We start from the raw sequence: 20,889 nt of genomic DNA, 5'->3' as shown, positions 1-20,889 counted from the left end.
CTACTGGCGCACACCGACAGGACCCCCGCCGTCCCGGCTCCCACCGGCGACGCGGCGCCGCCCGGTTGACGTGGGCCCCGGTGAGCGGAGACGGTGGCCCGCATGGGGAGAGACCGCCGGCCGCTCGGCCTGCTGTTCTGGCTGGTACTGGGCAGCGCCCTGACCGTCGCGGTGTTCGGCGCGTCGGCCACGGGCATCGGCACGGGGACCGGCACGGACCCGGGCATGTCCTCGCACGGCGCGGGGGGCGGCGGCCCCGAGCCCGACGACTACGTCGACATCCGCAACGTGCCGCCCGCCGCCCCGGCGCCGCGCCCCGGCCCCGACGGGTCCACCGGCACCTACCGGGTCGACTGCGGCCGCAACGAGGGGGACCACTACAACCAGGACAACCTGGTGGTCTCCCCGGGCCTGCCGGGCGGCGCCCACCACACCCACGAGTACGTGGGCAACCGGTCCACCGACGCCCGTTCGACGGACCGCGGCCTCGCCGCCGCCCCCACCACCTGTCGCGGAGGCGACCGCTCCACGTACTACTGGCCGGTGCTGCGCCGCACCGACCGGCCCGCCACCCACGCGTACGAGAAGGCCGCCGGCCACGGCAACGCCGGCCGGATCCTCAGGCCGGCCGAGGTGCGCCTCGAGTTCCACGGCAATCCGGTCGGCAGGGTCGTCGCCATGCCGCGCTTCCTGCGGGCGCTGACCGGCGACGCCGTCGCCCGCACCGCGCGCAGCGAGGCGGACGTACGCGCCCGTTGGGGCTGTTCGAGCCTCCCCGGCCGCTTCACCACCCGCTATCCGCGGTGCCCGGAGGGCGACCGGCTGACCCGTACCCTGATCTTCCCCAGCTGCTGGAACGGCCTGGACACCGTCGACTCCACCCGGACGCACCTGGTGTTCCCCGCCGCCAACGGAGTCTGCCCCCGCGACACCTTCGCCGTTCCGCAGCTGCGGATCACCCTCGGGTACGACGCGCTGCCCGCCGGCACGCCGATCGCGCTCGACTCCTTCCCGGAACAGCGACACAGTCCCAGGACCGACCACGCCATGTTCGTGAACGTGATGACGGACGCCGCGATGGCGGTGGTCGTCGACTGCCTCAACTCCGGCCGCCGCTGCGCGGTGTGACGCGGGTCACGTGAACCGGTGTGCTGTGGGCCGCGTGTGGGGCGCGACGACGCAGCAACTTCCGGACGGAGCTGGTGAGTATGGCCGGACCACTGTGGCCCCGCGGCAGGCGGGGCTCGACCGACGAGGCGTTGATCAGGACCGTGTACGAGGAACACGGCAACGCCCTCCTGTCCTACGCGATCCGCCTGACCGGCGACCGCGCCACGGCCGAGGACGTCGTGCAGGAGACCCTCATCCGGGCCTGGCGCCACTCCGAGGCCCTGGTCAACGGCAGGGGCTCGGTGCGCGGCTGGCTCCTGACCGTCGCCCGTCACATCGTCATCGACCGGCAGCGAGCCAAGGCCGCCCGGCCCGCCGAGGTCGCCGAGTCCCCGGTGACGCCTCCGGTCGAGGACGACCACGCCGACGGCGTCGTCGACACCATGGCCGTGCTCGGCGCTCTCGACCGGCTGTCACAGGAACACCGCGAGGTGCTCACCGAGCTCTACTACCGTCAGCGCAGCGTCGCGGAGGCCGCCGAGACCCTCGGCATCCCTGCCGGCACGGTCAAGTCCCGCTCGCACTACGCCCTGAAGGCATTGCGCGAGAGTTTCACCGAAGACAACCGGCCGAGGGTGCCGCAACGGCCCGCCGGACTCAGGGAGGTGGTCGCATGAACCGGCAGCAGCACGAGGAGGAGGTCCTGCTCGGCCCATACGTGCTCGGTGTCCTGGAGGAGGCCGACGTGCGGCGTGTCGAGGCCCACGTGGACGGGTGCGCGGCGTGCCGTGAGGAGGTGGCCGCCCTGCGCGAGATGGAGGCGGCGCTCGGAGAGGTGCCGCCGGAGGCGTTCCTCGACGGACCGCCCGAGGGCGGCGACCTGATGCTGCAGCGCACCCTGCGGCAGATGCGCGGCGAACGGGACGGCGCCCGGCGGCGCCGCGGTGCCCTGGTGGGGCTGGCCGCCGCGGCCGCCCTCGCCGTCGTGTTCTGGGCCGGCACCGCGACCTCGGGCGACGGGGCGCCCGTCGCCCTGCCCCCACCGCCCACCGCGACGGCCTCCCCGACCCCTGCACCGCCGCCGCCCGGCACCCGCGTCGCCTCGGCGACCGATGCCGCCAGTGGCGCCCGGATGACGGTACGCGTCACGCCGGCGGCCGCCTGGGTGCGGGTCCACGCGGCGGTCACCGGACTGCCGCCGGGCGAGCGCTGCACGCTCGTGGTCGTCGGCCGCGACGGAAGCCGTACCACGGCGGGCAGTTGGGTCGTCGGCGCCGGGCAGCACGCCGGTGAGGGCAAGGGCGCCTCACTCGACGGCTCGGCGGCGGTCGACCCGGAGGACGTGGCGTCGGTGGAGGTCGAGAACGAGGCGGGCAAGCGGTTCGTGACGGTGCCACTGCCCGCGTGACGGCCGCGAGGCGAGGAATCGGTGATGGTGAGAAGAGCGCCGGCGGGGCCGAAGGGCCCGGCCGGCGCTCGTCGTTGAGGCACGGGCGGGGAAGGACGCGGAAGGGCGCGGGAAGGCGCGGGAAGGCGCGGAAGAGAATTCTGGGAATCCCTTGAACCGGCCCCTGATGGGGGACGTGTTTCCGGTGCCGACAGAGCGACGAAGCATCGGAAACCAGGAGTTGTCATGATGAACCAGCGCAAGCTCACCCTCGCCGTCACCGCGACCGCTCTCCTGCTGGGGCTGACGGCCTGTGGCACGCAGCAGGCGGACCAGGGTTCCGCCCCGCAGGAGCGGACAGGCTCGGCCGCCCCCGCCGCGGAGGGGCACGACGCCGCGCCGGCCGACGCCGCTGCCACCGCCCCGGGCCCGCTCACGGTCCGCACGGACGCCAAGCTCGGCCGAGTCGTCACGGACGCCGGCGGCTTCACCCTCTACCGCTTCGACAACGACACCGCGAAGCCCTCCAGCTCCGCCTGCGCCGGCGACTGCGCCAAGGCCTGGCCCCCGGTTCCGGCCGGCAGCACGCAGCCGGGCGGGGTGGACCCCTCGCTGGTCGGCTCGCTCGAGCGCGCCGACGGCGTGAAGCAGCTGACCGTCGCCGGCTGGCCCGTCTACCGCTTCGCCAAGGACACCGCCCCTGGCCAGACCAACGGGCAGGGCGTCGGCGGCACCTGGTTCGCGATCGCCCCGGACGGCAAGAAGGCCGCCCCCGCCGCGGCCCCGGGCACGGACGCGGCACTGCCGCCGCTCTCCCTCGCCGACAACGACAAGCTCGGCAAGATCCTGCGCGACGGCAAGGGCCGGACCCTCTACCGCTTCACCAAGGACACGGCCTGGCCGATGAAGTCCAACTGCCTTGGCCCCTGCCTGGAGAAGTGGCGGCCCGCGAAGCCGGTGGACGTCAACAAGGTCGAGGGCGTCGACCCCAAGAAGCTGAGCGTCTACACCCGCCCCGATGGCACCCAGCAGCTCGCCATCGACTGCTGGCCGCTGTACTGGTTCACCGAGGACAAGACCCCCGGCGACACCAACGGTCAGGGCGTGGGCGGCACTTGGTTCACGGTGTCGGCCGCCGGCAAGCTCGTGAAGTGACGTCCCCACCAGGGACACCCGCTCACGACGTCGACGGCCCTCGCCGGGGGCACCGGCGACCGGCATGTGGCTCAGCCGATCACCGCCGCCCGTACGCACAGCACGTCCGGCAGGTGGTCGGCGAGCAGCTGCCAGCTGTCCCCGTCGTCCGCGCTCGCGTACACCTCACCGTTGCGGTTGCCGAAGTAGACGCCCGCCGGGTCGCCGTCGTCGGTGCACAGGGCGTCGCGCAGCACCGTGCCGTAGTGGTCGCCCTCGGGCAGGCCCTTGGCCAGCGGCTCCCAGGTCGCGCCCGCGTCGCTCGTGCGGTAGACCCGGCAGCGGCGCCCGGCCGGGACGCGGTCGGAGTCGGCGTTGATCGGGAAGACGTAGGCGGTGTCCGGCCGGTGCGGGTGCGCGGCGACGGCGAAGCCGAAGTCGGACGGCAGGCCCTCGCCGATGTCGGTCCAGCGCCCGCCGCCGTCGTCGCTGCGGAACACCCCCCAGTGGTTCTGGAGGTAGAGCCGGTCCAGGTCCCCGGCGTCCTGGGCGATCTTGTGGACGCACTGTCCGAACTCCGGGTTCGGATCGGGCAGGAACACCGCCGACACTCCGTCGTTCGACGGGGCCCAGCTCGCGCCGCCGTCACGGGAACGGAAGACGCCGGCGGTCGACACCGCCACGGTCACGGCGTCCGGGTCGCGCGGGTCGGTGACGACGGTGTGCACCGCCTCGCCGCCTCCGCCCGGCACCCACCGGTCGCGGGTGGGGTGCTCCCACAACGGGCGCACCAGCTCGAAGGACTCGCCGCCGTCGGCGGATCTGAAGAGCGCGGCCGGCTCCGTCCCCGCGTAGACGATGTCGGGGGAGTGGGCGGGCGCGGGGTGGAGCTGCCAGACCCGCTCCAGCGAAGCCCCGGTGTCCTGCGGGAACCGGACCGCGGGCCTGGGCGGCTCCGTCCAGCTCGCGCCCAGGTCGTCGGAGTGGAAGACGGAGGGGCCCCAGTGGGCGCTGTCTCCTCCGACCAGGATTCTGGGCTGCGCGCGGCGGGTGTCGATGCCGATCGAGTAGATCGCCTGCGCGTTGAAGTGAGGGGCGCCGAACTCCCATCGGCCGTCTCGCCCGCGGCCGATGAAGAGCCCCTTGCGGGTGCCCACGGTCAGTAGCACGTCGGTCATGCCGACACCTCCAGGACGCCGTTGTCGCGGATACGGGCCAGTCTGCACCCCACCACTGACAACGGCTCCCGGAGCCCGCTCCGCCCCTGGTCAGGGGCGTGTTGGACGGCTCAGATCGCCCACGCGTAAGGGGCCGGCGCGGAGATCTCCGCACCCAGCTCACGGGCCGCCCGGCGGGGCCAGGAGGCGTCGCGCAGCAGCTCGCGCCCGAGCAGCACGGCGTCGGCCTCCCCGTTGGCGACGATCTTCTCGGCCTGCTCGCTCTCCGTGATCAGTCCCACGGCGGCGACCGGCAGCCCGGTCTCCTCCCTGACCCGCGCGGCGAACGGCACCTGGTAGCCCGGGCCGACCGGGATCCGGGCCGGGCCGCCGTTGCCGCCGCTGGACACGTCGAGCAGGTCGACGCCGTGCTCGCGCAGCAGCGCGGCGAGGCGGACGGTCTCGTCCGGGGTCCAGCCCTGCTCCTCCAGCCAGTCGGTGGCCGAGACGCGGAAGAAGAGCGGCAGCTCCTCGGGCCAGACGGCGCGCACGGCGTCGACCACCTCGACGGCGAGCCGGGTGCGGTTCTCGAAGGAGCCGCCGTAGGCGTCGGTGCGCCGGTTGCTGTGCGGGGAGAGGAACTCGCCGAGCAGGTAGCCGTGGGCGCCGTGCACCTCGAGGACCCGGAACCCGGCGGCGAGCGCCCGCCGCGCCGCGTCGGCGAACCGGGCGGTGATCCCGTGGATCTGCTCGACCGTCAGCTCGGTCGGCACGGGGTGGTCGTCGGCGAACGCGACCGGGCTCGGGCCCACCGGCTGCCAGCCGATGCCGCGGTCGGCGGCGACGGGCCCGCGGCCCTCCCAGGGCTGGCGGGTGGAGGCCTTGCGTCCGGCGTGTCCGATCTGGATGCCCGGGACGGTGCCGTGCGCCGCCAGGAAGCCGGCGATCCGGCGCAGCCCCTCGATCTGCGCGTCGTCCCAGATGCCGAGGTCGAAGGGGCTGATCCGGCCCTCGGGGGCGACGGCGGTCGCCTCGAGGAGGATCAGCCCGGCTCCGCCGGTGGCGCGGGCGGCGTAGTGCGCGAAGTGCCAGTCGCCCGCGACGCCCGCGCCCGGGCCCGTCGGCTCCGCCGAGTACTGGCACATCGGGGCCATCCAGACCCGGTTGGGGACGGTGACGGACCGCAGGGTGAAGGGCTCGAAGAGGGCGGCGCTCATGACGGACTCCGTTTCGGCGTGGCAGGTGCTGCCTCGGCGTGACGTTCGTACGATACGCATCGTAGTACGGCACCTGTCAAACTACGAAGACTCTCGTACAATGGAGCTCCCATTCCCCAGAGCCGTGGAGCCGCAGCCGTGACGACCGCGACCAACCCCCGGGTCCTGGAACACCCCGAGCGAGATCACATCCGCCTCGAGTCCGTGCTGCACGCCCTCTCCGACGCCGTACGGCTCCGGATCGTGCGGGACATGGCGCGCGGCGAGGGCGCCGAGTTCTCCTGCTCGTACTTCGAGCTCCCGGTCACCAAGTCGACGACCACCCACCACTTCCGGGTGCTGCGCGAGAGCGGCGTGATCCGCCAGCTCTACCGGGGCACCACGAAACTCAACACGCTCCGCCGCGACGACCTCGACGCCCTCTTCCCCGGCCTGCTCGACAGCGTCCTCTCGGCGACCGAGGCCCAGACGGAACGCCTGGGCGACTAAGCAGGCCGTCTCTTCCGGATCTTGCCGGTACGCCGGTGTCGGGTACGCGGCCTGATCCGAAAGAGACGCCCTGGTGCCCGGCCCGCCGGCCGGTGTCAGGCCCGGAGCAGTCGCACGAGCTCGGTGCAGCCGCGCCGTTCGGCGTGTTCCAGGGCCGTCACGCCGTCGCGGTCGACCAGCTCGCGGTCGGCGAGGACGCGAGCAGCAGGGCCACCGCCTTCTGGCGCGGGCGCCCGCCGTCGCCGAGGATCACCGGCTCCCGGAGGGCCGTCCGGCCCAGGTCGTTGACGTGGCCGACGTCGACCGCCGTCTCCCGGACCACCCCTCCGCCGGCGCCTTCTCCCGCTCCGGCCCGCGGATGACCGGGTCAGCCGATCGGCCGACCGTCCCCCACGCGCCCTTCCGGCCCGCCGTCACCGGGGCGCTGCGGGGCGTCGAGGACCGGGCCGCCCCGGGCCGCGCCCCGCAGGCCCGCCCAGTCGGGGATCTTCACCGGGCCGCGTCCCAGCGTGCCGCCGAGTGCCGCCTCGGCGCGTTCGATCGCGAGCCAGCCCGTCCAGGGCACCGGCTCGTGGCCGAGGGCGTGCAGGGCGGCGAGCGGGTCCGGCTCCACCTGGCGGCGGGCGAGGGCCGGGGCGTCGGCGAGCAGGGACGCCACGGTCTCCTTGGCACAGGGGCGGTTGGTGCCGATCACTCCCGTGGGACCGCGCTTGATCCAGCCGGCCACGTACTCGCCCGGCGACGCGGTCCCGTCGCGCAGCACCCGGCCCGCCTCGTGCGGCACCGTGCCCTTGTCCGAGTCGAACGGCAGCCCGGGCAGCGGCACCCCCTGGTAGCCGACCGCGCGCAGCACCAGTCCGGCCGGGATCTCCTCGTACCGCCCGGTGCCCCGCACCCGGCCCTGGCCGTCGGGCTCGGTCCGCTCGAAGCGGACCGCCGCGACCCGGCCGGCCTCGCCGAGGATCTCCACCGGCCGCAGGAAGAACCGCAGCCGGACCGAGCGGGCCGGCGGCGGGCCGTCCGCGGCGCGCGCGGCCCAGGCACGGACGACGTCCAGGTTGCGCCGGGTCACGGCGGGCAGCCCGGCCGGGTCGGTGTACCCGGGATCGAGGGCGAGCTCGGCCGGATCGACCAGGACCTCGGTGTCCGGCAGGGTGCCCAGCTCGCGCAGCTCCTTGGTGGTGAACCGGGCCGAGGCGGGCCCGCGCCGGGCGACCATGTGCACCTCGCGGACCGCGCTGTCCGCGAGCGCCGCGAGGGCGCCCTGCGGGATGTCGGTCGGGCGCAGCTCCTCCGGCCTCCGGACGAGCAGCCGCGTCACGTCCACCGCGACGTTGCCCGCGCCGACGACGACGGCGTCCGCCCGGTCGAGACCGAAGTCGTCGTGCACGGCGTCCGGATGGGCGCTGTACCAGGAGACGAACTCGGTCGCCGAGAAGCTGCCCCGCAGCTCCTCGCCCGGAATCCCGAGCCGCCGGTCCCGGGCGGCGCCCACGCAGTACACGACCGCGTGGTACATCTCCAGGAGCCGGGCCGGGGTGAGTCCGCGGGCCCCGACCTCCACGTCGCCGAGGAAGGCGATCCGCTCGTCCTCCAGGACCGTCCGCAGGTTGTTCTGGAGCGACTTGATCTTCTCGTGGTCGGGTGCGACCCCGTAGCGCACGAGGCCGTACGGGCAGGGCAGCCGGTCCAGGACGTCGACCCGGATCCCCGGCACGGCGCTCTGACCGACCAGTGCCTGGGCGGTGTAGACCCCGCTGGGACCTGAGCCGACGACGGCGACACGCAGCACGGACGCACCCCTTCCCGCCGGGAGACCTCCAGCATGGCACCGCCGGGCCCGCCGGGGGAGTGGGCGTACGCCACCCGCGTACGCCACCGGTGCGCTGCGGACGCCGTTCAGCCGAAGCGGCCGACTCCGACCGTCACCGCGCCGGACGGCCTCTCCGGCCGGGACCGCGCCGGACCACCCTTCCGGCCGGGCCGCGCAACTCGGCCGCCCTCTCCGGCCGGGACCGCGCCGGACCACCCTTCCGGCCGGGCCGCGCCACCCGGCCGCCCCCTCCCGCCGCGCCCGCGCCGAAACGGCCGACTCCGCCCTGCCAACGCGCCGGACGGCCTCTCCGGCCGGGACCGCGCCACCCGGTGGTCCCCTCCGGCCGGGACCGCGCCACCCGGCCGCCCCCTCCGGCCGGACCGCGCCCCCGTCGCCCCGCGCCCCCGCTACATCGAGCGCATCCGGTCGATCTCCGCCGACTGCTGGGCGATCACGTCGTTGGCCATCTCCTCCACCAGCACGTTGTTGCCCTGGCTCAGCACGTCCGCCGCCATCGTCACGGCTCCCTCGTGATGGGTGATCATCAGCTTCAGGAACAGGGCGTCGAAGGCGTCGCCCCTGGCCGCCTTAAGCTGCGCGAGCTGGGCCTCCGTCGCCATCCCCGGCATGGTGTGGTGGTCGTGGCCGGACTGCGGGCGGGCACCGCCGGTGTTCTTCAGCCAGCCCTCCATCGCGCCGATCTCCGGTGCCTGCGCCGCCTGGATGCGCTCCGCGACCTTGCGGACCTTGTCGGACCGGGCACGCTGCGGCGCGAGCGCGGTCATCGTGAGGGCCTGACGGTGGTGCACGATCATCATCTGCACGTAGCCGTAGTCGGCGCTGTTGGGGCGTTCGTCCGGCATGAGCCGGGCGGCCTCCTCCGGTGAGACCCGCTTCGCGGGCTCGCCGGGCCGGCCCGGAGCGACGATCCCGGGGCTTGCGCCCGAACCCCCCGCCTTCGGCGCGGACTTGGTCTCCTCCGGCGTGGACTCACAGGCCCCCAGGGCGAGTACGGCGGCGGCGGACAGCAGTACGGCGACGGCACCACGGGTGACACGGCGGTTCGGCAACGCGACCTCCACAGGCACGACGGCAGTCAGTCAAGCAAGGTCAACCACATCGGCGATCACTTCGGCAACATCAAGCACTCTGCCAACGGCGGCAGTTCGCCGATGTTTCATGACTTCTCTGTTGCCATCTGTTGAGATGTGCACGCTAAGGAAGATACTGCCGGGGTCCATCCGTCGTTCGAGTGCGAACGAAATCAGAGAGGACTGAGTGACTTCGTGCGTACCACGAGTACCCCGCGTGCACGGATCAGAGGCCTGGGTGTGGCGACCGCCGCGGCGGGCCTGCTGATCGGTCTGCTCGCCGCAGGACCCGCGGCCGCCACACCCGACCCGGGCGACGAGCCCCTCGGCAACAAGGTTACGGCGGAGCAGGCGGCCGACGCCCGCGCCGCCATCGCGAGCGGTGAGATACCCGGCGTGGACGAGGTCGTCCACAGCGCCAACATCGAACACCTCGTCAACATCCCCAAGGACGCCCTCAAGGGCACCAACTCCGACCTTGCCTTCCAGGGCAAGTACGCCTTCGCCGGCAACTACGACGGCTTCCGGATCTTCGACATCAGCGACCCCGCGCACCCGAAGACCGTCACGCAGGTGCTCTGCCCCGGCTCCCAGAACGACGTCTCCGTCTCGGGCGACCTGCTCTTCCTGTCCACCGACTCCTCCCGCAGCGACAACTCGTGCGCGAGCACGCCGCAGCCCGCCTCGGTGAAGGAATCCTGGGAGGGCATGAAGATCTTCGACATCAGCGACGTCGCCAACCCGAAGTACGTCGCCGCCGTCGAGACCGCCTGCGGCTCCCACACCCACACCCTGGTGCCCAAGCGCAAGGACGTGTACGTCTACGTCTCCTCGTACTCGCCCAACGTCGCCTTCCCGGACTGCCAGCCCCCGCACGACGGCATCTCGGTCATCAAGGTGCCGCGTAAGGCGCCCGAGCAGGCCAGGGTCGTCGGCTTCCCGGTGCTCTTCCCGGGCGACGGCCCGGACGGTGGCGGCAACCCCGGCGGGCCCACCAACCCGGGTGTCTCCAAGACCACCGGCTGCCACGACATCACCGTGCTCCCGGGCAAGGACCTGGCCGCCGGCGCCTGCATGGGCGACGGCATCCTGTTCGACATCGAGAACCCCGAGCAGCCCCGGGTGATCGACCGGGTCCAGGACAACGTCAACTTCGCCTTCTGGCACTCCGCGACCTTCAACCAGAAGGCGGACAAGGTCGTCTTCACCGACGAGCTCGGCGGCGGCGGCGCGGCCACCTGCAACGCGACGGTCGGCCCGAACCGCGGTGCGGACGGCATCTACGACATCACCGGCAAGGGCGACCGGCGCAAGCTGGTCTTCCGCAGCTACTTCAAGATCCCGCGGCACCAGGCCGACACCGAGAACTGTGTCGCCCACAACGGCTCGCTGATCCCGGTCAAGGGCAAGGACATCATGGTCCAGGCCTGGTACCAGGGCGGCGTCTCCGTCTGGGACTTCACCGACTCCCGCCGGCCGAAGGAGATCGCGTACTTCGAGCGCGGCCCGATCTCCAGCACCACGCTCGTGGGCGGCGGCTCCTGGTCCGCCTACTACTACAACGGCTTCATCTACTCGAACGACCTGGCCAAGGGCTTCGACGTGCTGAAGCTCAGCGACAAGCGCACCGACAAGGCGGAGCGGATCCGGATGGACGAGCTCAACGTCCAGACCCAGCCGGACTACTTCGACGACTTCGACGACTGACCGGAGGTCGAGACCGGCGACTGACGCGGCACACGGTCCGGCAGGACCGCACGGCCCCGTAACGTCGCGGGCAGCACCGGCGTGCCGTCGGGCGGACCTCCGCCCGGCGGCACGCCCTGCTCCCAGTCCAGCCCGTACCGCTGGAACAGCTCGGCCCGCAGCCGGGCGCGCGGCATCGCCGCACCCGGCAGCAGCTGCGCGAACACCGCGCCCATGAGCAGCGCCCGCAGCAGCGGATAGTCGGCGTCCACGTCGGTGGAGCCGTAGCGCGCCACCGTGTCGCGCAGCAGCGCCGCGAGCCGCTGCTGCTCCGGGCACTGCACGAAGCCCTCAGCCTGCAGGATGCCCGCCATGTGGGTCCGCATGAGCACCGGCCGCTCCTCGGCGAGCCCGAGGATCGCGTCGATCGCCCGGGCCAGCCTCTCCCGGCCGTCCTCCGTGCGCGGCTCGCGCTCGAGCGCCTCCTCCAGCGTGCGGTGCATCAGCCGGTGCACCGCGGACTGGAGCAGCTGGCGCTTGCCGGGGAAGTAGTACGAGATCAGCCCGCGTGCCGAGCCGGCCCGCTGGGCGATGTCCCCGAGGGTCGTGGCCTCGTACCCGCGCTCGGAGACCAGCTCCACGGTGGCCGCCAGGATCCGCTCGCGGGAGCGCCGTCGAAGCTCTTCATTGACCGATGCGCTACGCGGGGACATCCTGGACTCCTGCGTTGACTGGCTTCCAGCCAATATACTCAGCGCGTCCTGCCGTCGCGCCCTCGTGGCCGGAGGCGGGATCGGCCGTCTGTTCTGGGCGACGCGGGGGATCGTCCAGGACAGGCGGCTTCATGACGTTTCTCCCATTCTGCCTCCGGTGTCCTTTCTGTCGGCCGAGGTCGTACGGGCGCTCAGACGCCGGTACGTGAGGATCGCCACGGCCACGCAGCACCAGCCGAGCAGCCAGCCGCCCAGCACGTCCGACGGCCAGTGGACGCCCAGGTAGACCCGGGTCCAGCCGACACCGACGACCGACACCACGGCCGCCCCGGCGAGCGCGCCCCAGCCCCGCCACCCCTGGCGCCAGTGCAGCGCGAGCACCCAGAGCAGCAGCCCGCACACGACCGCCGCCGTCATGGCGTGGCCGGACGGGAAGGACGCGTAGGGCGCCGAGTCCACCGGGTCGGGCCAGCGGGGCCGCTCGCGGCCCGTCAGGGCCTTGACACCCTGCTGCACGCCCCACGCCGACAGCACGGTGGCGGCCACCCACAGAGCCAGCAGCCGCTCGCGACGCCACCACAGGACCGCGACCGTGACGGTGGCGAGCGCACGCCAGGTGGCCGGGTCCCAGACCCAGTCGCTCAGCACCCGGTTCAGCCGGGTCACGCCGGGCTCGGCGACCGCGCTGCGGTGCAGCGCGTCGGCCACGTCCCGGTCGAACGAGAGCAGTGGTGGCCATCCCGCGGCCACCAGCACGAGCAGCAGCACGGCGAGGACCCCGGACACCACGGCGGAGATGCGCATGGGTCGATCCTGCCCGACCGCCACACGCGGTCGTGCGTCAGGGGCTTGGTGTCTTCCGGGCCTGTCCGGCGGATCCCTAAGGCAGCGCGGTCAGCGCGGGTACGAAGGCCACCAGGACCGGGACCGCGGGAACCAGCGCCGCCGCGGCCGTCAGCCGCATCCGGCGGGCCGCGGTGAGCCGCGGGGTGGCGCTGAGCAGCCGGTTCACCCGCTGCGGAAGGCCGGCGTCCGGAGCCGGCCCCGGGCCGAACACCCCGCGGTCCTCGTTGAGTTCGACCAGGGCGAGCGCCACCGTCAGCCGTCCGAACCGGCGCGAGGCCACGTCGTCCGCCGCCAGCTCCACCAGCCGGTGCATCTCGCCGCGGAAGGCCGCGAAGACCGGCACGCCCGGGAAGCCGTCCGCGAGCGCCGCCGAGCAGTGCAGCAGCCAGTCGTGGCGCGCCCGGGCGTGTCCCTGCTCGTGCGCGAGCACCGCGTCCAGCTGGCGCCCCTTGAGCCGGCGCAGCGCGGCCGTCGTGATGACCAGCCGCGGAGTGCCGCCGGGCAGCCACCACGCGTCCGGGCGCTCGCCCTCCAGGACCACCAGCCGGGAGCCGCCCGAGGGCTCCTCACCGGGCAACAGGGGCGCCCGCACCAGGAGTTCGCAGCGACGCTGCCTGCGGCGGGCCCGAGTGCGGCCGATCTCCCGGCCCAGCATCGCCCCGGTCCACAGCCCGCCGGCCGCGAGCACCACGGCGAGTGCGGCCGACCACGGCCCGTGCGTCCCCAGCTCGTACGCGTCGATCACCGCGCGCGGCGCGGGGGCGAAGACCTGCCCGCGCACCGCCTGCCAGGCCGCCGACGCACTGAACGTCATCGACAGCGCGAAGCTCAGCAGCACCGCGGCCACGACGCACTGCCACACCCACAGCGCCACCACGGGTTCCCGTTCCACCCAGTCGGCCCGCGCCAGAAGTCGCGGGGCGACGACGGCGGTCAGGACGCCGAGCGCGAGCAGCGCGAGGGAGACCAACATGGCGTCAGCCTATGAGCGCGGTACCAGGCCGGGGTATGCCCTCGCGGATCAAGTGACGTACGCCACGGTTTGATCCCGCCCCGCGGGCCCCTCAGAGTGTGAGGAGCATCGCCAGCATCGCGAGCCCCATCGACAGCCTGCACACCACGATCAGTTCGGGGCCGGCCGCCACGGCGGCGGCCCGGGGCGCACCGGTGCCCGCCGGGGCGGCTGCCGGCACCAGCCGGGCACCCGAACGCAGCACGTACGCGCCGTAGTAGGCGAGCAGCACGCCCGTCAGCACGGGTATGCCCCCGCCGGCGGCCACGCCGCCGTGCCCCGCGCCGTGTTCCCCGTGCGCACCGGGCGCGGCGGCCATCGCCACCGCCATGTAGACCATCGCCAGCGAGCCGACCAGATGGTGCAGGTGGTGCCCACCGTGCCGCACCGCGTACCCGAGCGCGTGCAGCGCCGCGATCCCGAACACCCCCGCGTACAGCGTCCAGCTCCACCCCGGCGGGCTGAGTACCGCGGCGGGCAGCGCCATCGCGGCCATCCCGAAGCCCATCACGGACTCGCCGCCGGCCGCCCGGCGCTCCGCACCGGTGCTCCCGCGCATGCGCAGCAGGCAGTACGCCCCGCTCGCCGCGCACAGCACCACCAGCAACCACCCGGACAGAGCCGGCCCGTGCACGCCGCACACCCCCCTCCTCGCGGTCCCGACCCGGAGGGCATGCCCGCCCGCTTGCGCACCCACGCGGACGACAGGACGCGCACGGGTGTACGAGGGGGGAGTGCGGGGAGCGCGTTACGCTCGTGGGCGATCGCGTCCGTCGATCACCAGCCCCGAGGGGAGACCACACGCCATGGACACCGCCGCGCCCCGGACCACCGGCCCGATCACGTACCGGGAAGCCTCCCTGGACGACGTCCCGGTGCTCGTCCCGCTCGTCGAGTCCGCCTACCGGGGCGACTCCAGCAGGGGCGGCTGGACCACCGAGGCGGACCTCCTCGAAGGGCAGCGCACGGACGCCGAGGGCGTCGCGTCGGTCATCACCGCGCCCGGCAGCCGGCTGATGGTGGTGGAGCGGGACGGCGACATCATCGCCTGCTGCCAGCTGGAGCACCGTGGTGACGCGGCCTACTTCGGCATGTTCGCGGTCCGTCCCGAGCTCCAGGGCGCCGGTCTCGGCCGGCAGATCATCGCCGAGGCCGAGCGCCGGGTGCGGGAGCTGTGGGACGCGCGCGAGATGCACATGACGGTGATCTCCGTGCGCGCGGAGCTGATCGCCTGGTACGAGCGCCGGGGCTACCGCCGTACGGGCCGGATGACGCCCTTCCCGTACGGCGACGAGCGCTTCGGCGTGCCGCAGCGCGACGACCTGGAGTTCGAGCTCCTGGTGAAGGAACTCGTCTGACGGAGAACCGTCGGACCCGGGGAACCGTCGGACCGGCGGTCCCGTCTGCTCCGGCCGGTCCCGCCTGCGCCGGGCTGCCCCGGTGGTGCCCGGCCGCTCAGGCCGTGAAGCGGCCCGTGCGGCGGATCTCCGGGCGGTCGGTGGTCGCTCCGTCGAGGCCCAGGGCGCGCGCGAGGCGCAGGTCGTCCTGGGTGTTCACCACCCAGCCGACGACCTTCAGGCCGGCCGCGTGCGCCCGTTCGACGGTGTGCAGCGTGAGGTGCCGTACGTTCAGGACGAGGGCCCCCGCGCCCACCGCGAGCGCCCGCTCCACCACGTCGTCCTGCCGCCTGTCCGCGACCAGCGCGGTGCGCACGCCCGGCACGAGGCCGCGGATCTCCGCGAGGGCCTCGTCGTGGAAGGACAGCACCTCCACGCGCCCGGTCAGGTCGCGGTCGTTCAGCACCGCGGCGAGCGCGCGGGCCGCCGCGACGTCCTTGATCTCGGCCTGGAGCGGGGCCCGTACCGCCGCCAGGACCTCCTCGAAGACGGGCACGCGCTCCCCGTCGCCCGCGTCGAGCTCCCTCAGCTCCGCGAGCGTCTTGCCGGAGATCGGCCCGGTGCCGTCCGTGGTGCGGTCGACGTCGGCGTCGTGCATGACGACGAGCGCGCCGTCCTTGCTGAGGTGGAGGTCGAGCTCGATGGCGTCCATGCCGGACCGCTCGGCGTGGACGAAGGAGCGCAGTGTGTTCTCGGGCGCGACGCCCATGACCCCGCGGTGACCGATGGTGAGGAAACTCAAGATCTTCTCGCTTCCGTCGAAGTCCGGCCCCTGCCGTGCCGGGCGCCGGTCGGCTCCTGGCGCAGCCTAACCGCTGGGGACGAAACGGGAAGCGGACGCGCGGAACCCCGTATTTCTCGGTCCTCCACCGCACCCGACAGGAAAATTCACGGTGACACGGGGGGTCTCACAGGAGATTTTTTCCTTCCCCTCTTGTGGGAGAGATCGGAACGTGGATACCGTGTCCTGACGCAAGGTTCTCCTGTGGAGGAAGAGGAATGACGGAAATTCTTGTGCAGGACGTGACCGGTGGGGGGATAGCCACCGACAGCCCGGTGATCGACCACCCCTCGTGGCCCGAGCTCAAGAATGCCGTGGAGGAGCTCCGCCCCTGGCAGAGCGCGGACGGCTCGATCGACTTCACGGCCGAGGGCGCCCCGGCCCGCGCCCACGCCGAGCAGACCGTCGAGCGCATCGTCGCCGCGGTCGAGCAGCTCTCCCCGCTGCTCCCGCACGATGCCGACTACCACCGCGCGCTCGTCGCCGACCTGCGCAAGTGGGCCGAGGGCGGCTTCGGGGTCCCGGACTTCCTGGACGCGCTGATGGCCTTCCATCCGGCGGCCGACCGCCGTGACGGGCTGCAGCACCTCGTGGTCTTCCCGATGTACACCCAGAACGGCAACCCGGACCGCAACCTCGAAGCGGTCGTGCTGCGCATGGTGTGGCCGGAGTGGCTGTCCGAGCTGGAGGCCACCCGCTACGACAACCCGCTGTTCTGCGGCATCACCTTCGAGGACTTCACGGCCGGCTACGACACCCACTCGGCCGTGCTCTTCCCGGAGACGATCGCCGTCCGCGAGGCCCCCGAGCGCTTCACCTGGGGCGGCATCTTCTGCGACCGCGAGGCCGCGCGCTTCCGCAAGGTCACCGAGGCCTCCGTCGACATCCTGGGCATCGAGCTGCCCGAGGACATCGCCGCCATGGTCGACGACCAGGAGCGCTGCGAGAAGGCCTTCGTCCTGTGGGACATGGTCCACGACCGCACCCACAGCCACGGCGACCTGCCCTTCGACCCCTTCATGATCAAGCAGCGCCAGCCGTTCTGGATGTACGGCCTGGAGGAGCTGCGCTGCGACCTCACCGCCTTCAAGGAGGCCGTGAAGCTCGAGGCCGAGGGCAACGAGCACGGCCGTGACGTGCAGTACGCGGTGCTCTTCGACCGCATGTTCCGCTTCCCGGTCTCCGGCGACCGCAACCGCAACTACGACGGTCTCGGCGGCCAGCTGCTCTTCGCGTACCTCCACAAGCACGACGTGGTGCGCTGGACCGACAACAAGCTGAAGATCGACTGGGACCGGGCCCCCGAGGTCACCAACCAGCTCTGCGGCGAGATCGAGCAGCTGTACCGCGACGGCATCGACCGTCCCAAGCTCGTCCACTGGTTCAAGGCGTACGAGCTGGTCTCCACCTACCTCGCCCCGCACCCGGGCTCCACCTGGGCCAAGGGTCCCGACGCCCTGGACCTCACGCTCCCGCCGCGCAAGCTCGTGGACGACGTGCTTCCGGACGAGTTTCCGCTCAGCATGTTCTATGAGGCCCTTGCCAAGAAGCTCAAGGGCGTGATCGCCTCCGCCAAGGGCATCACCCCCGCGACCGCCGCGCGCGCCGGGCAGGCCGCCGCGTGACCGACACGGCAAAGGCCCCCGGCGACGCCGCGCCGGACGGGGCGGCACAGGCGAGCGAGCAGGAGGCGACGACCATGATCGGTAACGGCGGAACGCTGGACGGAGCCGTCATCGCGGTCGCGGGCGCGGCCGGCCCGGCCGGCCGGGCGACCCTGCTCCGCCTCGCCGAGGCGGGCGCGACCGTCGTCGCCTCCGACGCCGACCCGGCGCGGCTCGTCGAGGCGGTCGACGCCGCCCGCTACGCGCACGGCGGCGCCACGGTCACCGGCGACACCGTCGATCTCCTCGACCTCGCCGCCACGCGCGAGTGGGCCGAGAAGACCGAGAAGGAGTTCGGCCGGATCGACGGCCTGGTCCACCTCGTCGGCGGCTGGCGCGGTGCGCCCTCCTTCACCGAGGCCGACCCCAAGGACTGGGACTTCCTGGAGAAGCTCCTGATCCGCACGGTCCAGCACACGTCCCTCGCGTTCCACGACGGCCTGCTGCGCAGCGGCGGCCGCGGCCGCTACGCGCTGATCAGCCAGGTCGGCGCGCACAAGCCGGTGGCCAACAACGCCGCGTACAACGCGGGCAAGGCCGCCGCCGAGGCCTGGACCCTCGCCATGGCGGACTCGTTCCGCAAGGCGGGGGGCGACGAGGGCCCGCAGGCGGCGGCTGCGATCCTGGTGATCAAGGCACTGGTGCACGACGCGATGCGCGCGGAGCGCCCCAATGCGAAGTTCGCGGGCTTCACCGACGTCAAGGACCTGGCCGACGCCATCGCCGGACTCTGGGACCGGCCCGCACAGGAAGTGAATGGACAGCGCCTGTGGCTGACCCCCAAGCCCTGACCGCGGCCCTGGGCTCCAGGACCGACGCCCGTCGTCACCACGACCCGTCGGTCCGCGGCTTCGCCAGCGACAACTACGCCGGAGCCCACCCGGAGGTCCTCGCGGCCATCGCCCTCGCCAACGGCGGCCACCAGGTCGCCTACGGCGAGGACCAGTACACCGACCACCTGCAGCGCATCATGCACAGCCACTTCGGCCCCACGGCCGAGGCGTTCCCGGTCTTCAACGGGACCGGGGCCAACGTGACCGCGCTCCAGGCCCTCACCGACCGCTGGGGCGCGGTGATCTGCGCCGAGACCGCGCACATCAACGTGGACGAGGGCGGCGCGCCCGAGCGGATGGGCGGCCTCAAGCTGCTCACCGTGCCCACCCCGGACGGCAAGCTCACCCCCGAGCTGATCGACCGGCAGGCCTGGGGCTGGGAGGACGAGCACCGGGCCATGCCCCAGGTCGTCTCGATCACCCAGAACACCGAGCTCGGCACCGTCTACACGGTGGAGGAGATCCGGGCCATCGTGGAGCACGCCCACTCCAAGGGCATGAAGGTGCACCTCGACGGCGCCCGGATAGCCAACGCGGCCGCCTCGCTCGACGTACCGATGCGGGCGTTCACCAACGCGGTGGGCGTGGACGTCATCTCGTACGGCGGGACGAAGAACGGCATGCTCTTCGGCGAGGCCGTGGTCGTGCTCAACCCGGACGCGGTCAGTCACATGAAGCACCTGCGCAAGCTGTCCATGCAGCTGGCGTCGAAGATGCGCTTCGTGTCGGTCCAGCTGGAGGCACTGCTCGCCAGGGACCTGTGGCTGCGCAACGCCCGGCACGCCAACGCGATGGCCCGGCGCCTCGCCGACGGTGTGCGCGGCGTGGACGGGGTGGAGATCCTCTACCCGGTCCAGGCGAACGCGGTCTTCGCGCGGCTCCCGCACGAGGTCAGCAGGCGGCTGCAGGAACGCTTCCGCTTCTACTTCTGGGACGAGGCGGCCGGCGACGTGCGCTGGATGTGCTCCTTCGACACGATGGAGGAAGACGTGGACGCCTTCCTCCAGGCGCTGAAGGAAGAGATGGCGCGCTAGCCCCCCTAATTGCATAGCTATGCGGTCGGACGGAAATGCATTGACTCCCGTCCGGCCGCATTCCTATGCTCGCCGCCCATGGAACTCATCCAGCAGAACCCCGACATCTCCGCGTACCTGGCCGCCGACGAGACGGTCGATCACGGTCATCCCGTGGTACGCGAGATCTCGGACCGGCTCTGGGCAGACCATCTCGACGCATACTCATACGCGAAGGCGGCCTACGAGTTCGTCCGGGACGCCGTTCCGCACTCCGTCGACTCCGGCGACCTGCGGGTCACCTGGCGGGCCTCCGACGTCCTGGCCACGCGCAACGGCATCTGTGTCGCCAAGTCGCACGCCCTCGCCGCGCTCCTGCGCGCCCGGGCCATCCCCACGGCCTTCTGCTACCAGCGGCTCACCGAGGACGGCGCCGATCCGATGGTCCACGGCCTCGTCGCCGTCAGACTGCCCGGACGGCCGGGGTGGGCCCGGCAGGATCCGCGGGGCAACAAGACCGGGGTCGACGCGCAGTTCTCGCTCGACGGCGAGCGGCTGGCCTGGCCGGTCCGGCCGGAGTTCGGCGAGGTGGACTATCCGGTCCTCCACGCCGCGCCGCATCCGGCCGTCCTGGCCGCCCTGCGCGCGGCCACGGACCGGCCCCACCTCTGGCGGACCTACCCCACGGAACTCCGAACGGCGACGCCGGACCCGGGGTCCGTGCGCCGCCGCCCCTTCTCCCGCCCGGTTACTGCTCGGCGTTCCGCTCGGCGGCCTTGAGCTCCTCCGGCGTCGGCGCCGTGCCCCCGAGGTGCGCGGGCACCCACCAGGTGTCGGCCGCGTCCTTCGGGCGCACCGGATAGGCCCGCTGTGCCGCCTCCAGGAGCTCCTGGACCCGCCCCCGGAGCCGCCGGGTGATCGCGCCCGCGAACTGGTCGGCCGGAGCCTCCAGCGGCTCGCCGACCCGGATGGTGACCGGGATGTGGCTGCGCTTGAAGTTGCGCGGCCGGCCCTTGGTCCAGATCCGCTGGGTGCCCCACAGGGCCATCGGGATCAGCGGCACCCCGGCCTCCTGCGCGAGCCGCGCCGCACCCGACTTGAAGCTCTTGAGGGTGAACGACTGCGAGATGGTCGCCTCGGGGAACACGCCGACGATCTCGCCCGAGCGCAGCGCCTTCAGCGCGTGCGCGTAGGCGTGTTCGCCCTGGGCGCGGTCCACCGGGATGTGCTTCATGGCGCGCATCAGCGGCCCGGACACCTTGTGCCGGAACACCGACTCCTTCGCCATGAAGCGCACCAGGCGCTTCTGCGGCAGCGCGGCCAGCCCGGTGAAGATGAAGTCCAGGTAGCTGATGTGGTTGCTGACGATCACCGCCCCGCCCTGCTGCGGGATGTGCTCCGAACCCTGAGTGTCGATCTTCAGGTCCAGTGCCTTGAACATGGTGAGAGCGGCACCGATGACCGGCCGATAGACGAGCTCTGCCATCTGGGAGGAACCCCTTACGTCAGTGCCTGAGGAGGGTTCTCCCGGCGAAGTTACGCG

General features: G+C 72.7%; 22 protein-coding genes. 11 read left to right on the top strand and 11 right to left on the bottom strand.

What is annotated here, in order from left to right:
• The first annotated feature begins 102 nt into the window (after positions 1-102).
• From ACFY8W_RS27140 to ACFY8W_RS27125, 4 genes are all read left to right on the top strand, one after another.
• Positions 103-1,128, top strand: a complete 1,026-nt coding sequence (locus ACFY8W_RS27140; protein ID WP_391110335.1) for a DUF1996 domain-containing protein — start codon at positions 103-105, stop codon at positions 1,126-1,128.
• Positions 1,129-1,208: 80 nt separating this feature from the next.
• Positions 1,209-1,787 (top strand): sigma-70 family RNA polymerase sigma factor, encoded by a 579-nt coding sequence (locus tag ACFY8W_RS27135; protein ID WP_391110333.1) that lies wholly within the window; start codon positions 1,209-1,211, stop codon positions 1,785-1,787.
• The gene (locus ACFY8W_RS27130) at positions 1,784-2,518 is read left to right on the top strand and encodes a zf-HC2 domain-containing protein (RefSeq protein ID WP_391110330.1); all 735 of its coding nucleotides are present in this window, start codon (positions 1,784-1,786) and stop codon (positions 2,516-2,518) included. The genes ACFY8W_RS27135 and ACFY8W_RS27130 overlap by 4 nt, the downstream gene beginning before the upstream one ends.
• Positions 2,519-2,743: 225 nt before the next feature.
• Positions 2,744-3,652 carry an SCO0930 family lipoprotein gene (locus ACFY8W_RS27125; RefSeq protein ID WP_391110327.1) on the top strand — a complete coding sequence of 303 codons (909 nt, stop codon included), beginning with the start codon at positions 2,744-2,746 and terminating at the stop codon, positions 3,650-3,652.
• Positions 3,653-3,723: 71 nt separating this feature from the next.
• Here ACFY8W_RS27125 and ACFY8W_RS27120 read toward each other — a convergent pair whose 3' ends face one another.
• Positions 3,724-4,809, bottom strand: coding sequence for a WD40/YVTN/BNR-like repeat-containing protein (locus ACFY8W_RS27120; RefSeq protein ID WP_391110324.1), 1,086 nt, complete (start codon positions 4,807-4,809; stop codon positions 3,724-3,726).
• A gap of 110 nt (positions 4,810-4,919) precedes the next feature.
• Positions 4,920-6,005 carry an NADH:flavin oxidoreductase/NADH oxidase gene (locus ACFY8W_RS27115; RefSeq protein WP_391110321.1) on the bottom strand — a complete coding sequence of 362 codons (1,086 nt, stop codon included), beginning with the start codon at positions 6,003-6,005 and terminating at the stop codon, positions 4,920-4,922.
• 138 nt (positions 6,006-6,143) lie between these two features.
• Between ACFY8W_RS27115 and ACFY8W_RS27110 the strand changes: the two genes are divergently transcribed.
• Entirely contained in the window at positions 6,144-6,494 is a 351-nt protein-coding gene (locus ACFY8W_RS27110; protein ID WP_391110319.1) for an ArsR/SmtB family transcription factor, read from the top strand.
• Between the two features lie 157 nt (positions 6,495-6,651).
• Here the strand turns inward: ACFY8W_RS27110 and ACFY8W_RS27105 are convergent, their stop codons facing one another.
• The 3 genes from ACFY8W_RS27105 to ACFY8W_RS27095 form a co-directional block, all read right to left on the bottom strand.
• Complete coding sequence (locus ACFY8W_RS27105; protein ID WP_391110316.1) at positions 6,652-6,816, bottom strand: hypothetical protein; 165 nt, start codon at positions 6,814-6,816, stop codon at positions 6,652-6,654.
• 45 nt (positions 6,817-6,861) lie between these two features.
• Positions 6,862-8,286, bottom strand: a complete 1,425-nt coding sequence (locus ACFY8W_RS27100; protein WP_391110313.1) for an FAD-dependent oxidoreductase — start codon at positions 8,284-8,286, stop codon at positions 6,862-6,864.
• 431 nt (positions 8,287-8,717) lie between these two features.
• Positions 8,718-9,380 (bottom strand): DUF305 domain-containing protein, encoded by a 663-nt coding sequence (locus tag ACFY8W_RS27095; protein ID WP_391110312.1) that lies wholly within the window; start codon positions 9,378-9,380, stop codon positions 8,718-8,720.
• Positions 9,381-9,596: 216 nt separating this feature from the next.
• Between ACFY8W_RS27095 and ACFY8W_RS27090 the strand changes: the two genes are divergently transcribed.
• Positions 9,597-11,108: an LVIVD repeat-containing protein gene (locus ACFY8W_RS27090; RefSeq protein ID WP_391110309.1), complete on the top strand. Its 1,512-nt coding sequence runs from the start codon at positions 9,597-9,599 to the stop codon at positions 11,106-11,108.
• Here ACFY8W_RS27090 and ACFY8W_RS27085 read toward each other — a convergent pair.
• From ACFY8W_RS27085 to ACFY8W_RS27070, 4 genes are all read right to left on the bottom strand, one after another.
• On the bottom strand, positions 11,084-11,800 hold the full coding sequence (locus tag ACFY8W_RS27085; protein ID WP_391110306.1) for a TetR family transcriptional regulator: 717 nt from the start codon (positions 11,798-11,800) through the stop codon (positions 11,084-11,086). The genes ACFY8W_RS27090 and ACFY8W_RS27085 overlap by 25 nt on opposite strands.
• 129 nt (positions 11,801-11,929) lie before the next feature.
• A complete protein-coding gene (locus tag ACFY8W_RS27080; RefSeq protein WP_391110303.1) occupies positions 11,930-12,604 on the bottom strand; it encodes a phosphatase PAP2 family protein in 675 nt (224 codons plus the stop codon).
• A 76-nt stretch (positions 12,605-12,680) separates the two neighbouring features.
• Positions 12,681-13,619 (bottom strand): M48 family metalloprotease, encoded by a 939-nt coding sequence (locus tag ACFY8W_RS27075; protein WP_391110301.1) that lies wholly within the window; start codon positions 13,617-13,619, stop codon positions 12,681-12,683.
• A gap of 91 nt (positions 13,620-13,710) precedes the next feature.
• Complete coding sequence (locus tag ACFY8W_RS27070) at positions 13,711-14,292, bottom strand: DUF5134 domain-containing protein (RefSeq protein WP_391110298.1); 582 nt, start codon at positions 14,290-14,292, stop codon at positions 13,711-13,713.
• A gap of 172 nt (positions 14,293-14,464) precedes the next feature.
• Here ACFY8W_RS27070 and ACFY8W_RS27065 point away from each other — a divergent pair, with 172 nt between their 5' ends.
• The gene (locus ACFY8W_RS27065) at positions 14,465-15,016 is read left to right on the top strand and encodes a GNAT family N-acetyltransferase (RefSeq protein WP_391110295.1); all 552 of its coding nucleotides are present in this window, start codon (positions 14,465-14,467) and stop codon (positions 15,014-15,016) included.
• 97 nt (positions 15,017-15,113) lie between these two features.
• On the opposite strand, the gene ACFY8W_RS27060 is transcribed toward ACFY8W_RS27065, so the two are convergent.
• Positions 15,114-15,797 (bottom strand): glycerophosphodiester phosphodiesterase family protein, encoded by a 684-nt coding sequence (locus tag ACFY8W_RS27060; RefSeq protein ID WP_391110292.1) that lies wholly within the window; start codon positions 15,795-15,797, stop codon positions 15,114-15,116.
• Between the two features lie 257 nt (positions 15,798-16,054).
• Between ACFY8W_RS27060 and ACFY8W_RS27055 the strand changes: the two genes are divergently transcribed.
• The 4 genes from ACFY8W_RS27055 (at position 16,055) to ACFY8W_RS27040 (ending at position 20,126) form a co-directional block, all read left to right on the top strand.
• On the top strand, positions 16,055-17,461 hold the full coding sequence (locus ACFY8W_RS27055) for a DUF6421 family protein (protein ID WP_391110289.1): 1,407 nt from the start codon (positions 16,055-16,057) through the stop codon (positions 17,459-17,461).
• A gap of 74 nt (positions 17,462-17,535) precedes the next feature.
• A complete protein-coding gene (locus tag ACFY8W_RS27050) occupies positions 17,536-18,291 on the top strand; it encodes an SDR family NAD(P)-dependent oxidoreductase (RefSeq protein WP_391111052.1) in 756 nt (251 codons plus the stop codon).
• Complete coding sequence (locus ACFY8W_RS27045; RefSeq protein WP_391111048.1) at positions 18,288-19,367, top strand: beta-eliminating lyase-related protein; 1,080 nt, start codon at positions 18,288-18,290, stop codon at positions 19,365-19,367. Before ACFY8W_RS27050 ends, ACFY8W_RS27045 begins: the two co-directional genes overlap by 4 nt.
• A 78-nt stretch (positions 19,368-19,445) precedes the next feature.
• Positions 19,446-20,126: a transglutaminase domain-containing protein gene (locus ACFY8W_RS27040; RefSeq protein ID WP_391110286.1), complete on the top strand. Its 681-nt coding sequence runs from the start codon at positions 19,446-19,448 to the stop codon at positions 20,124-20,126.
• Here ACFY8W_RS27040 and ACFY8W_RS27035 read toward each other — a convergent pair.
• Positions 20,095-20,832, bottom strand: coding sequence for a 1-acyl-sn-glycerol-3-phosphate acyltransferase (locus tag ACFY8W_RS27035; RefSeq protein WP_391110283.1), 738 nt, complete (start codon positions 20,830-20,832; stop codon positions 20,095-20,097). The two genes, ACFY8W_RS27040 and ACFY8W_RS27035, sit on opposite strands and share 32 nt — an antisense overlap.
• Positions 20,833-20,889 lie beyond the last annotated feature (57 nt).

Source organism: Streptomyces sp. NPDC012637 (genome assembly GCF_042954805.1).
Taxonomy (GTDB): Bacteria; Actinomycetota; Actinomycetes; order Streptomycetales; family Streptomycetaceae; genus Streptomyces.
Note: the sequence above shows the minus strand (reverse complement) of the source record. Positions and strands in the feature narration are given on the sequence as shown.

Bases quoted from the DNA above. Each gene is read 5' to 3' on its own strand.
- ACFY8W_RS27140 (WP_391110335.1), top strand. From the start codon at position 103: ATGGGGAGAGACCGCCGGCCGCTCGGCCTGCTGTTCTGGCTGGTACTG.
- ACFY8W_RS27135 (WP_391110333.1), top strand. From the start codon at position 1,209: ATGGCCGGACCACTGTGGCCCCGCGGCAGGCGGGGCTCGACCGACGAG.
- ACFY8W_RS27130 (WP_391110330.1), top strand. From the start codon at position 1,784: ATGAACCGGCAGCAGCACGAGGAGGAGGTCCTGCTCGGCCCATACGTG.
- ACFY8W_RS27125 (WP_391110327.1), top strand. From the start codon at position 2,744: ATGATGAACCAGCGCAAGCTCACCCTCGCCGTCACCGCGACCGCTCTC.
- ACFY8W_RS27120 (WP_391110324.1), bottom strand. From the start codon at position 4,809: ATGACCGACGTGCTACTGACCGTGGGCACCCGCAAGGGGCTCTTCATC.
- ACFY8W_RS27115 (WP_391110321.1), bottom strand. From the start codon at position 6,005: ATGAGCGCCGCCCTCTTCGAGCCCTTCACCCTGCGGTCCGTCACCGTC.
- ACFY8W_RS27085 (WP_391110306.1), bottom strand. From the start codon at position 11,800: ATGTCCCCGCGTAGCGCATCGGTCAATGAAGAGCTTCGACGGCGCTCC.
- ACFY8W_RS27080 (WP_391110303.1), bottom strand. From the start codon at position 12,604: ATGCGCATCTCCGCCGTGGTGTCCGGGGTCCTCGCCGTGCTGCTGCTC.
- ACFY8W_RS27075 (WP_391110301.1), bottom strand. From the start codon at position 13,619: ATGTTGGTCTCCCTCGCGCTGCTCGCGCTCGGCGTCCTGACCGCCGTC.
- ACFY8W_RS27065 (WP_391110295.1), top strand. From the start codon at position 14,465: ATGGACACCGCCGCGCCCCGGACCACCGGCCCGATCACGTACCGGGAA.
- ACFY8W_RS27055 (WP_391110289.1), top strand. From the start codon at position 16,055: ATGACGGAAATTCTTGTGCAGGACGTGACCGGTGGGGGGATAGCCACC.
- ACFY8W_RS27050 (WP_391111052.1), top strand. From the start codon at position 17,536: ATGATCGGTAACGGCGGAACGCTGGACGGAGCCGTCATCGCGGTCGCG.
- ACFY8W_RS27040 (WP_391110286.1), top strand. From the start codon at position 19,446: ATGGAACTCATCCAGCAGAACCCCGACATCTCCGCGTACCTGGCCGCC.
- ACFY8W_RS27035 (WP_391110283.1), bottom strand. From the start codon at position 20,832: ATGGCAGAGCTCGTCTATCGGCCGGTCATCGGTGCCGCTCTCACCATG.